Origin of the sequence: Pseudochrobactrum sp. AO18b, from assembly GCF_000409565.1 — a bacterium.
Taxonomy (GTDB): Bacteria; Pseudomonadota; Alphaproteobacteria; order Rhizobiales; family Rhizobiaceae; genus Pseudochrobactrum; species Pseudochrobactrum saccharolyticum.
Genome location: NZ_ANNO01000025.1, coordinates 1 through 11,944, shown reverse-complemented (window position 1 = coordinate 11,944; position 11,944 = coordinate 1). Strand labels below are relative to the sequence as shown.

At 50.0% G+C, this 11,944-nt stretch carries 10 protein-coding genes; 4 read left to right on the top strand and 6 right to left on the bottom strand.

What is annotated here, in order from left to right; genetic code table 11:
• From A918_RS0101345 to A918_RS0101330, 4 genes are all read right to left on the bottom strand, one after another.
• On the bottom strand, positions 1–897 hold an 897-nt coding region (locus A918_RS0101345), incomplete at its 3' end, for a pyridoxal phosphate-dependent aminotransferase (protein ID WP_022709318.1).
• The gene (locus tag A918_RS0101340) at positions 894–2,513 is read right to left on the bottom strand and encodes a hydantoinase B/oxoprolinase family protein (RefSeq protein ID WP_022709317.1); all 1,620 of its coding nucleotides are present in this window, start codon (positions 2,511–2,513) and stop codon (positions 894–896) included. The genes A918_RS0101345 and A918_RS0101340, both read right to left, overlap by 4 nt.
• Positions 2,510–4,594, bottom strand: a complete 2,085-nt coding sequence (locus A918_RS0101335) for a hydantoinase/oxoprolinase family protein (protein ID WP_022709316.1) — start codon at positions 4,592–4,594, stop codon at positions 2,510–2,512. The genes A918_RS0101340 and A918_RS0101335 overlap by 4 nt, the downstream gene beginning before the upstream one ends.
• The gene (locus tag A918_RS0101330; protein WP_028233230.1) at positions 4,591–6,258 is read right to left on the bottom strand and encodes a thiamine pyrophosphate-dependent enzyme; all 1,668 of its coding nucleotides are present in this window, start codon (positions 6,256–6,258) and stop codon (positions 4,591–4,593) included. Before A918_RS0101330 ends, A918_RS0101335 begins: the two co-directional genes overlap by 4 nt.
• A 245-nt stretch (positions 6,259–6,503) precedes the next feature.
• Between A918_RS0101330 and chrA the strand changes: the two genes are divergently transcribed.
• From chrA to A918_RS0101305, 4 genes are all read left to right on the top strand, one after another.
• A complete protein-coding gene (gene chrA / locus A918_RS0101320) occupies positions 6,504–7,736 on the top strand; it encodes a chromate efflux transporter (protein WP_022709313.1) in 1,233 nt (410 codons plus the stop codon).
• Between the two features lie 121 nt (positions 7,737–7,857).
• Complete coding sequence (locus tag A918_RS19085; RefSeq protein WP_022709312.1) at positions 7,858–8,316, top strand: GNAT family N-acetyltransferase; 459 nt, start codon at positions 7,858–7,860, stop codon at positions 8,314–8,316.
• 612 nt (positions 8,317–8,928) lie between these two features.
• Entirely contained in the window at positions 8,929–9,444 is a 516-nt protein-coding gene (locus tag A918_RS0101310) for a lipocalin family protein (protein WP_245257274.1), read from the top strand.
• A gap of 468 nt (positions 9,445–9,912) precedes the next feature.
• Entirely contained in the window at positions 9,913–10,611 is a 699-nt protein-coding gene (locus A918_RS0101305; protein ID WP_028233229.1) for an outer membrane protein, read from the top strand.
• Here the strand turns inward: A918_RS0101305 and A918_RS0101300 are convergent.
• Both A918_RS0101300 and A918_RS0101295 read right to left on the bottom strand, forming a co-directional pair.
• Entirely contained in the window at positions 10,599–10,952 is a 354-nt protein-coding gene (locus A918_RS0101300) for a hypothetical protein (RefSeq protein ID WP_156831364.1), read from the bottom strand. The genes A918_RS0101305 and A918_RS0101300 overlap by 13 nt on opposite strands.
• A gap of 407 nt (positions 10,953–11,359) precedes the next feature.
• On the bottom strand, positions 11,360–11,767 hold the full coding sequence (locus tag A918_RS0101295; protein WP_022709308.1) for a lysozyme inhibitor LprI family protein: 408 nt from the start codon (positions 11,765–11,767) through the stop codon (positions 11,360–11,362).
• Positions 11,768–11,944: the final 177 nt, after the last annotated feature.

Sequence of the window (11,944 nt, the reverse complement as noted above, 5' to 3'; positions counted from 1 at the left end):
CTGGAAAGCATCGCGGAAGGTGCGGATATGTTCCTGCGAGCCTTCAAGCGCGGCCGCACCGGCGGCCTGTGCGATGGAGCAGACAGATGTAATCGACTGGCTCTGCACCGTGGCCATGGCCTTGATCAGCGGCAATGGGCCAGCGGCATAGCCGACACGCCAGCCGGTCATCGCATAGGCTTTGGACATGCCGTTGACGATCAGGCTGCGGGTTTTCAGCTGCGGGCAGGCTTTGGCAAAAGAGATAAATTCCAGCCCGTCAAAGATGATGTGTTCATAAATCTCGTCGGACAGAACCAGCACATGCGGGTGCCGTTCCAGCACCGCGCCGAGCGCTTTGAGGCTGGCTTCATCGTAGACTGCACCGGACGGATTGCCGGGGGAGTTGAGGAATAACCATTTGGTTTTCGGCGTGATTGCCTGTTCCAGAATTTCCGGTGTGAGACGAAACCCGTTTTCTTCACGGCAATGGGCAATCACCGGTTTGCCGCCGAGCAATTTCGCCATTTCCGGATAGGATACAAAATACGGTGTCGGCAGAATAACTTCGTCGCCGTCGTCCAGTGTTGCCATCAGCGCATTGAAAATGATCTGCTTGGCACCATTGGAAACGATGATCTCATCAGTGGTATAATCCAGCCCGTTCTCGCGGGAAAATTTGGCGACGATCGCCTTGCGCAGTGCCAATGTGCCGAGCGCAGCCGTATAGAGCGTGTCACCGGCTTGGGCTGCCTGATAGGCAGCTTCGGTAATATGCGCCGGTGTCGGGAAATCCGGTTCGCCAAGCCCCAGATCAATCACATCAATACCTTTGGCACTCAGTGCTTTGGCAGCTTGTGAAACGGCCATGGAGGCAGACGGTTTAACCGCTGCCAGCCGTGAAGAAATATAGGTCATTGTCTCTCCTCCGTGACATAACCCTGAATTTTATCCTGCTCGTGTGCCTTTGCGCAGCGCTGCGCCGGATCGCCATAGCCGCCGCCGCCCGGCAGGTTCAGCACCAGTCTTTTACCTGCTGGCACATGCTGCCAGCCTTTAGAGCGCATTGCGGTGCCATCATCGAGTTTCACAGAACCTGCAGTCCCGTTTTGTCCGCCATTGCGGCCACGCGGCGCTTGTGTAACACGGTCAAACATCGCGGAAAAATCAAATTCATGATTATCCGCCGCACCGATTTCGATGACTTGTCCGAGACCGCCGCGGAACTCACCGTCACCGCCGGAATCCGGTCGCAATTCCTTGCGCCAGATGATCACAGGGCCGGTATGCTCAGTGGCTTCAATCGGCATAGTGTGTACACCGGACGGGAAGGCCGTTGCCGACAAGCCGTCAAGGGCAGGGCGCGCACCCATACCGCCGGAATTGAACATCAGCACTTCGGCATTCTGTCCGCTTTGTCCTGCCACAGGGCGCACGGAAATATGAATATTCCACAGCGCACCGGCACCTTCAGCCATAATCTGACCCGGCAAAGCCTTGGCCAGTGCACCAAACACAAGATCCGGCACCATATGACCGATTACATGCCGCAGACTAACCGGCGCAGGGCGTTGCGCATTGAGAATATTGGTCTCGGAAGACACGGTGAAGAAAGCCAGCGAGGCCGCATTATTCGGGATTTCCGGTGCCAGCACGCATTTCAGCGCATAGGATGCATAGGCCTTGGTATAAATAATCGGAACATTGATACCCCAGCGGCTCATCGGGTCGCTGCCGGTGAAATCGACATTCACCAGACCATCTTTCATATCCACCACGGCGGCAAGACGGATCGGTTCATCATAACCGTCTGTGACCAGCTCATTTGACCACGAGCCTTCAGGGAACTGCGCAAGACGCTCGCGCATAGCGTTTGTGGTACGCGAGAAGATAAATTCCAACAGATTATCAAGCGATGTCAGGCCGATCTCGCGCATCATATCGACAAGACGACGATGACCGACTTCGTTACAGGCGGAGAGGGAGTAGAAATCGCCGATCACCTGATTAGGCTCGCGCACATTGGCACGCAGAATACGGATCAGGTCTTTATTGACCGCGCCGCGTTCGGCAAATTTCATGATCGGAATCTGAATACCTTCTTCATAGACGGATTTACCATCTGCCCCGAAACCACGGCCGCCGACATCGACCACATGGGCGGTACAGGCGAAGAATGCGACCAGCTCACCATTGAGAAAGGACGGCGAAACCATCGTGATATCATGGAGATGGCCGGTGCCTTTCCACGGATCATTGGTAACATAGGTGTCACCCTCGAACATCTCATCGCGCGGAATTTCATTGATAAATTCCAGCACAGCTTCGGCCATAGTATTTACATGACCCGGTGTGCCGGTCACTGCCTGTGCCAGCATCTGCCCTTGCGGATCAAACACACCGGCGGAGAGATCGCCTGCCTCACGCACCGAAGTGGAGAAGGCAGTGCGCAGCAAAGTCAGCGCCTGTTCTTCCACCACGGAAATCAGGCGGTTCCACATGACCTGCATGCGGATTTCATCCAGTTCACTCATGCGGATTTTCCTTTTTTCACCAGCAAAATTGTGCCGTCATGCTGGATAACCGCATCAAAAGGCGCGGTCACAATGGTGGAGGTTTCGCGCTCGGTAATGATCGCAGGACCCGCTACACGGTCGCCGGTCTGCAAGGTGCCACGGTCAAAAATGCCGGTCGGCAGCATTGTGCCGTTACTCGGATCAAACACATCGCGTTGCTGAGCAGGCACGATGACACGATCGCCATAGCTGACAGTGCCGCTTTGGGTGAAGTTTTGTTTCACTTCCACTTTCACCGACCATGTGACGATTTCGATTTCCGCGCCTTCAATCGGACGGCCGAAGAAACGTGCATAATTCTCAAGGAAACGCTCGCGGATTGTCGTCAGTGCCTGATCATTAAATGGCGGCTGCGGTGCTGTGACCGGAATTTCCCAGCCCTGACCGGCATAGCGCATGAAGGCGGTGACTTCACGCTCCAGTGGCGCATCAGTGCCGCTGCGCACAAAGCTTTCCGCTGCCGTGCTGAGGTCTGCCAGCGTGGCATTAACCGCATCGAGATTGATGCCGGACAGTTTGGCCAAATGTGAAACCAGAGCTTCATAGCCGAACGGTGCTTTAAGGAAGCCGATAGCGGAACCGACACCTGCGCCCTGTGGGATCAGGCATTGTTCAACGCCGAGTTTTTCGCAGAGACGGGCGGCATGCAAAGGCGCGGCACCGCCAAAGGCGATCATAATATTATCGGAGATGTTTTTGCCGTTTTCCACCGCATGAACGCGGGCGGCATTGGCCATATTCTCATCAACCACTTCGCAAATGCCGAAAGCAGCGGAAAGCGGTTTCAGATTGAGTTTAGAGCCGACATCCTTGTCGATGGCAGTTTCTGCATTCTGCACCGAGAGTTTAATCGCACCACCGGCGAAATTATCGGCATCAAGCTTACCGAGCATCAGATCGGCATCGGTAATCGCAGGACGGGTACCGCCGCGCTGATAACAGGCCGGGCCGGGCTCAGAGGCAGCACTTTCAGGGCCGGTCTGGATGCGCCCCATCGAGTCCACCCAAGCGATAGAACCGCCGCCTGCGCCGATTTCGATCATCTCGATCACCGGAATGGAGATCGGCATGCCGGAACCCTTACAGAAGCGATAGGTGCGGGCGACTTCAAAAGTACGCGCGGTTTTCGGGACAAAATTTTCGATCAGGCAGATTTTGGCTGTGGTGCCGCCCATATCGTAGGAAACAACATTCTCAATACCAAAACGACGGGCAATATCAGCAGCGAAAATCGCACCGCCCGCAGGGCCGGATTCCACCAGACGCACCGGAAATTCAGACGCTGTATCAACGGAAATCAGACTGCCGCCGGAATGGATCATGAAAACAGGACAGGTTGCGCCCATTTCTTTGAGCCGTACTTGCAGACGCGCCAGATAATCCGCCATTTGCGGTCGCACATAGGCATTGGCGCAAACAGTGTTGAAGCGTTCAAATTCGCGCATTTGCGGCGAGACTTCTGCCGAAATGGAAATCGGCACAGAAAGCTTGCGTTGCAAAATCGCACGGGCACGGCGTTCGTGCTCCGGATTCATGTAAGAGTGGATAAAGCCGATGGCAACTGCGCCGAAACCGCCTTCTGAAATCGCATCGGCGATTTCTTCCAGCTTTGCCTCATCCAGCGGCTGCAATTCCTGACCCTGCGCATTCATGCGGCCTTTGACGGTAAAGCGATGTTCACGCGCGACCAGAGGGGAAGGCAGTTTCAGATTGAGATCATATTGCTCGAAACGGTTTTCACTGCGCATTTCGATCACATCACGATAGCCTTCGGTGGTCACAAAAGCTGTCTTGGCACCGCGCCGTTCAATCAGCGCATTGGTGGCCAGTGTGGTACCGTGAATAACAATATCGAGCTCGGCAGGGCTGATGCCTGCCTGTTCCGTGACAATGCGGATACCGTCGAGAATAGCCTGTTCCGGCGCGGTATAATTGGTCAGAACTTTGGTGGAGTAGAGCTTTCCGCGCATATCCAGTGCGATATCGGTGAATGTGCCGCCGATATCGGCACCAAGCCGGATGTCGTTTCGGGATGTCATGCCATTTCCTTCGCTGCCAATGCGGCGGCGCGCATCTGGCTTAATGTCTGGCGGGGTGTGAGGGCTTCCGGTGAAATATTCAGTTCCAGAACCGCGCCGGATTTAGACGCCGCAGCACGTTCAAAAGCGGCGGCAAAATCTGCCGTGGTTTCCACCCGCTCCGCATGGAAACGGTAGGATTTTGCCAGTGTCACAAAGTCCGGATTTTCCATTGTGGTGCCGGAGACGCGTGCCGGATAATGCTTTTCCTGATGGGCGCGGATGGTGCCGTAAATCCCGTTATTGAGAATAAGGATGATCGGCTGCGCACCTGCTTGCATGGCGGAGCCGAGCTCCTGACAATTCATCTGGAAATCGCCGTCACCGGCAAAGCAGACCACCATACGTTCAGGTTTAGCCACTTTGGCGGCAATCGCTGCGGGTACGCCATAGCCCATGGCACCGGATTGCGGGGCGAGCAGCCGTGCTTTGGTACCGAATTTTGCAAACTTATTCGGCCAGACCGTGAAATTGCCTGCGCCATTGGTCAGGATCACATCTTCCGGCAGGTGGTCGCGCAGGTAAGTCATAACCGCAACCATATCCACCGGTGACGGCTGGGCAGGGGCATCAAAACTGGCAAGATAGGCATCCCGAGCGGCTTTGCGCCAGTCTGCCCATGCACCGCTGACTGGCTGCAGGCTTTGCGCAAAACTGCTCGGGCAGGCGTGAACGCCTAAATCCGGCACATAGATTTTACCGATTTCCGCATCGGACGGATGGACATGGATCAGCTTTTGCTGCGGCACCGGTACATTGAGCAATGTATAACCATCAGTGGTCATCTCACCAAAACGGACATTGATCGCCAGAATAAGATCGGCATCACGGATCAGCGCTTTGACATGGGGCAACATGCCGACACCGGCTTCACCGATAAAGGCTGAAGAGAAATTGTCGAACTGATCCTGATAGCGGAAGGCTGCAACCACCGGAATATCGGATTGTTCGGCAAAACTTTGTAATGCCGCACGACCGGTTTCAGTCCAGTTGGTGCCACCCATTAAAATGACCGGCTTTTTCGCGGCTTTCAGCATTTGCTGTGCTGTCGCCATTGTTTCTGTCTGCGGGGCAGGGGAGGCGATTTTAGCCGGTGCGGTCAGAGGCGCTTTGTCTGTCAGACTGGTCAGCATATCTTCCGGTAGTGCAATCACCACGGGACCCGGACGGCCGGTTGTGGCCACTGTCCATGCGCGTGCCAGAATTTCCGGAATACGCTCGACCTGATCGATTTGCACCGCCCATTTGGCAACAGTGCCGAACATGGCGCGGTAGTCGATTTCCTGAAAAGCTTCACGGCCGGTCATATCGGTGCCGACCTGACCGATAAACAGCAGCATCGGTGCGCTGTCCTGCATGGCCGTATGTACGCCAATTGAGGCGTTGGTGGCACCGGGGCCACGGGTGACAAAGCAAATGCCGGGGGTGTTGGTTAGTTTGCCGTAAGCGGCAGCCATAAATGCAGCGCCGCCTTCATTGCGGCACAGGATATAATCCAGCTTGCCTTTGGTGTCGTGAAGTGCGTCCAGCACTGCCAGATAACTTTCTCCCGGAACACCGAAGCTCTTACGCGCACCAAGCGCGATCAGGCTTTCTACAAGGAGTTGTCCCCCGTTGCGCATTATGCCTTTACCTCCCGACATATAAACTCGCAAAAGCCGGAAATACGCATGACCGGCGGAGATTATAAATGCATGCCATGTCATGATCAAAAATCAAGAAAACACGTTAATCGACAAGATTTACTTGTCTGAATGGCTGCGCAAAATATTTTGTGTCATTTGTCTGACATTCAGGCACTTTATGAGCCGGTTGATTTGTATCGGATCAAATCTCTGGCAGAAACAAAGCGTTGCGGATGAGGGGCATAATGCGCTCAGGAAATGAAAGCGGATCACTGACAAAACCGGCACAGGGTTCCTGTGCTGAAGTTTTCCGTGTGTTTCTTAAACTCGGGCTGACATCGTTTGGCGGGCCGGTTGCACATCTGGGCTATTATCGAGACGAGCTTGTCGTGCGCCGCAAATGGATGGATGAAGCCGGTTATGCCGATCTGGTTGCCTTATGCCAGTTTTTGCCCGGCCCTGCGTCCAGTCAGGTCGCTTTTGCGCTTGGTCTTTTACGCGGTAATGGTCTTGCCGGTGGTCTGGCGGCTTCACTGGCCTTCACACTGCCATCAGCACTCCTTCTTGCGGCTTTTGCACTGGGCGCAGCATCATTCACAGGTGTGTATGCAGAAGGTCTGCTGCATGGTCTGAAACTGGTTGCCGTGGCAATTGTTGCGCAGGCGGTCTGGGGTATGGCGCGCAGTCTGACACCGGATAAGCCCCGTATTTTCATTGCGCTTTCAGCAATCGCACTTGTGGTTTTTGTGGCGGGAGCAATCGGGCAGATCGCGGCTATTGCCGGGGGTGCCATGCTTGGCCTGTGGCTTTGCCGTGGCAATGGTACGGCTGTGACCGGCAATCTGAAATTTCCTGTATCACGCAGAGGCGGCTTTATAGCTTTAAGCCTGTTTGCGGTTTTATTCGCATTTTTGCCGGTGCTGACCGCCGTTACGGGATATCAGCCTGTTGCTGTGTTCGATGCTTTTTACCGTGCCGGTTCGCTAGTTTTTGGTGGCGGGCATGTGGTTTTGCCGCTGTTGCAGGCAGAAGTTGTGACGCCGCAATGGGTGAGCAAAGAGGCTTTTCTGGCAGGTTATGGGCTGGCGCAGGCTGTACCGGGGCCATTATTCACATTCGCAGCCTATCTCGGTGCAGTGATGCAACCGGAGCCAAACGGCATTACCGGTGCTTCTATTGCTCTGATCGCGATATTCTTGCCGGGCTTGCTGCTTGTTTATGGCATGCTTCCGTTCTGGGACAGGCTGCGTTTGCGCCCGACAGCACAGGCGGCAATGCGTGGTGCCAATGCAGCGGTTGTCGGCATTCTCGGTGCGGCACTGTATAATCCGGTATGGACAGGGGCGGTTTTTACCAATCAGGATTTTGCGCTGGCACTGACAGGGTTTTTACTGCTCACAGTCTGGAAAGTGCAGCCTTGGATTGTTGTCGTTTTGATGGCCTTTGCAGGAATGATGATGCCGCTTTTGCCGTTGTAATTGAGGTAGCAGATGGTTCGTTAAAGCTTTGAATAATCCTGACAGGTTCTTTGCAGCGTTATACTAGCTGGAGTTAAACCGGATGTGTGGCTTTCTTTGTCGGGTATGATCGGAATTTAGTGTGAAATTAGAGATACGTCTGGCAGCGAAAGCTGAGAAATCAATCATAAGCGCTTTTATGGCGGAATATTTCGCTGAAATGCGCGCTTACGAAGAGACAGACGATGATTATCCGTATTTTGATTTATACTGGTCAGAAGCAAACAGATGGCCATATCTGATATCTTTTGAGGGAAAAGATATTGGTTTTGCCTTTATCAATAACTGGTCACCTTCCGGTAAAGGCACGGACTATTCATTTGCGGAATTTTTCATTCTGAAAGCTTATCGCAAGCAGGGACTGGCACGCTATGCAGCTGCTGAGATTCTGCAAATGCATAACGGGTTTTGGGAGCTGCGCATCGCGCCAAAAAACACAACTGCGCTCCATTTCTGGCAGGCTGTGATCAGATCAGCTCAAGCTGAAAATGTAGAAAAGCTTGAAACTGAAGAGGATCTGATTTTCCGCTTCCGGCCATAGGCCGCAAGATTTTGCACATTATATGAGATTTAAAGTAGGGCATATGTTTATAAAGCCGTGTATATAATTCCAAGAATTAAAATAAATGGAGTGAATGACCAGAATAATATAATTAATAATAGTTTTAAAATAATTATTGTAGTGTGATTATGAAGAATTAATTTTATCATTATTATATAATCTTCATCTATATTATCTCCTATTTCATCTAATATCATTTTTGAGAATGGAAATAAGGAAGTGCATAATCAGAAATAAATATAAATCGTAATGCTTAATTCCGGAAACTCATCTTTAAATATAAGGAGACTTGCATATAAGAAAATGCCTATCAACCACGATTTTATTAAATAAGTCTTTTCTAGACCGTTTAAAATTCGTCCTAGCATATTGTATCCAATAAATATTCGCGTGATTAAAATATTGTTTTAAAATCAATACACTTAAATTCTGAGAGTGGGAATAACACTTTTTAGTAAGTCATATTCTAAGGCAAAAAATGTCGATAATAGTTGATTTTTGTTCTGCACCATAGTTTCGGGAACTCTCAATATCTATATGCGTTCACACTATAGCTGACGGGAGTTTGTTATGAGCGTGAAAAAGCTATTGATGGCCGCTATCGGCCTGTTTGCCGGATATAAATTATACAAAGACGCTAATCCTAAAATTCCTGATAATGTGGTGCCGGTTACCGGTTTCGAACTCAATCGCTATCTGGGGACGTGGTATGAAGTCGCTCGTGTAGAAAACCGATTTGAAAAAGGTCTGATTAAAACCACTGCTGAATATACACTCAATGGTGACGGCACCGTAAATGTGCTGAACAGCGGTGTCGATGAAATCTCCGGCCGGCATAAGCACGCATCGGGGACGGCTGTTTTTGTGCGCAGCCAATCTGAGGGCGCATTGAAGGTATCGTTTTTCGGCCCGTTTTATGGCGGCTATAATATAGTTGCTTTGGATAAGGATTATCGCTGGGCAATTATTGTCGGATCAAGCCCGAAGTATTTTTGGGTTCTCTCCCGCACAGTTGAAATACCAGAGGAGTTAAAAGACAGGGCGATTAAGGTTGCATCTGGGGTTGGTGTTGATCCTGATAATATTAATTGGGTACAACAATTTTAAAAATAAAAGCTGTCCTGATCTTTTTTAAGACACAATCACTGTCTATATACACAGTATAGACATTGCTAAGCAGCGCGTTTCTCACGGCGCTCGCAAATGTCTTCATCAATTTAAGCTTTTGACCACGGATGTACTGGCACTGGCAATTAATTGATGGGTAGGAAGGTCGGTGCATTTTTGCCCCGGCCTTTTTTATTGTCTTCATTGGAAATTTTACAACTCTGCATTGTGAAATGCATGAGGAACTATATCATCAGATCGGTATGTTGTTTCTTTTATATTTCTGATTATAGAGTATATATAATTATGATATTGAATATAAATGATAATTTAATATCAGTTATTATGTTTTGTAGAAAATATTGCCTATATTTTTAATTAATTATCATTACCTGTTGCTATTTTACTATATGAATAATTGTCTTCTATAATGTAAAAATAATTATCAATAATTAAATGGGGACAATTATGAAGAGTATTATTCTGGCCTCCGTGCTGGCATTAACAGCAGGCTCAGCCTTCGCTGCTGATGCCGTTGTATATAATGATCCGGCACCTGCAGTTGTCGACACCTTCTCCTGGACAGGTGGTTATATCGGTGTGAATGCCGGTTATGCAGGCGGAAAATTCAAAACTGATTTCAACGAATTGCTTGGCGACGTGTCACTCAGAGGTAATGCCAGTGGTTTTATCGGTGGTGTTCAGGCCGGTTATAACTGGCAGTTTGACCAGGCAGTTGTTGGTATTGAAACTGATATTCAAGGTTCGGGCGTGAAATCCGATTTTGATGTCAGTGTTCCGGGCGGTACATTGGTGAACCTCGGAACCAAGGTTAGCTGGTTTGGTACAACACGTGTCCGTCTTGGTTACACCCCGGTCGATCGTTTTCTGGTCTATGCAACCGGTGGTGTTGCCTATGGTAAAGTTAAAACCTATGCGAACAACTATTTAGATGGCTCATCCCAGTCTGACACCAAAGTCGGCTATACGGTTGGTGCCGGTGCAGAATACGCTATTACAAATAACGTAACGCTGAAGACCGAATATCTCTATACCGATCTTGGTAAGCTCAAACTGGATTATGTTGATCTCGACAGAAGCTGGCGTATTGGTGAAGCCAAATCGCAGTTTCATACAGTTCGGGTTGGCTTGAACTATAAATTCTGAGCTTTTGGCTTGGTTTTTACTAACCCCGCTTTGGCGGGGTTTTTTATTGTCTGCTTGGCTTTGGCAGGCTGAGTCTTTGCGGCTTTTAACTTTTCCGCTTCTTCAGCGGCTTTTTTCGCTTCCAGAAGTTTGTCTGCACATTTGTTTTTAGTCATTGCTGCATTGAGCTTCGCCTGACCTGTTTCATCAATGAGGGGCTTGGCGGTTTCGATGTTTCGGCACCACTCCAAATCCCTTACCTGTTGCGACACGCAGCCAGTCAGTCCGAGAAGGGGGAGTGCAAATGTCAGACTGCGGATAAGTGAAATTCTGGTTCGTGCGCTCTCAGTCGTTTGATCCATGTTTCGCCCCTCAGTTATTTGCAGGAATTGAACAGCGACTTGCATAGTAAATCAAGAAAAATCCACTTGATGAGTGCCGACACAATCAAAGCGGCATTTGTACCAATGCTGATTAACAGCCGTTTCTCATAACGAACTGTTTGCAGGTTGCTGTGAAATCTTCCAGCAGTTTAACCTGATACCCGAACACAAGTACTTCACCTTTCCTGCGGGTAACAAAACCATCTTGCATGACAATTTTTTGGACACGTTTTATTTCAGTGTATTTTACGCGGCATGTAGAGCCCGGCGTTGCCCTTTGCGTGAAAAATGTTCCGTCACTGAGCTGGATGCGCGGTGTAGAAAATTGAGCGCCCTTTTCTGCTTGATGGGATTGCGGATCTCTTTCTCTTTCGGAAGGGGGAGGGTTAATCTGCTGACGGTACAGGGCAGGTGAGATCGCCTTCTTCGCAGTTGAGATAATCTGATAATTGTTTGTTACGTGCAGTTGTTAATTGGGTTCTGCATGTAGCAACCATCATTGGATGAATGCTTCCACCGGACGTTGTTGACGTTGCGAAGTTACATTCTGCGTCTCTGAACTTCATCCAAAGGCGCTGTGAACTTACCAATAATTTCTTGGTTTCCTCATCATCAGCCAAACGTTTTTCTATTTTTTTGTAGTTTTCGTTAAGTTGCTTATCAACCTTGGCCAATGCATCACTGGCACATTTGGTCATTGTTGATTGGTCTTCAGCTTTGTCGCAGTCAGTAGATGCATAAGCTGGCAGCGATATAAAGATTGATCCCAAAGCAGCCAAAGTAACTAACTTCATTTCTACCTCCCTATATTATCTGGTGATTGAAGCGTGACTTTCATTTCAAAGCAAGAGGCATTTACAGAAGAGGTTTAGGAATGAAGAATAATTGAATAGCCCCGAGTTTATTAGACACTCTTCGTCTTCAGTTTGTGGTTCTGTTCAAAGTGTGCTGGTGACAGCATACCATTTCTA